This is a genomic window from Streptomyces sp. WM6372 (genome assembly GCF_001279655.1).
In the GTDB taxonomy this organism is placed as follows: Bacteria; Actinomycetota; Actinomycetes; order Streptomycetales; family Streptomycetaceae; genus Streptomyces.
The window spans coordinates 1-362 of record NZ_LGDB01000118.1 but is presented as its reverse complement, the minus strand read 5'-3'; the positions used below and the strand labels follow the sequence as shown (position 1 = coordinate 362).

Genomic DNA, 362 nt, shown 5'->3' with positions numbered 1-362 from the left:
TCGTGGCGTTGCTCGCGGTGTTGAAGAGCGGTTCGGGTTATGTGCCGGTGGATCCGGAGTACCCCGTGGACCGGATCGCGTACATGCTCGCGGACGCCGGACCCGTGCTGGTCCTGACGGACGCGGCCACAGCGGCCCTGCTGCCCCAGCAGAGCTCTGCACGGCACCTGCTGCTTGATGCCCCTCTGGTTCAGGAGGCTGTCGCGGCGCTCGGCGAGGCGGACCTCGTGGATGCGGATCGTCTGTCTTCGGTGTTGCCGGCGCATCCGGCGTATGTGGTTTATACGTCGGGTTCGACGGGGCGGCCGAAGGGTGTGGTGGTTTCGCATGTGGGTGTGGCGAGTTTGTCGGGGACGCAGGTC

General features: G+C 66.9%; 1 protein-coding gene. It reads left to right on the top strand.

The genetic code is table 11. The features are described 5' to 3' along the window. Positions 1 to 362, top strand: a 362-nt coding sequence (locus ADK52_RS11115; protein ID WP_159045904.1) for an AMP-binding protein, incomplete at both ends; no start/stop codon positions are given.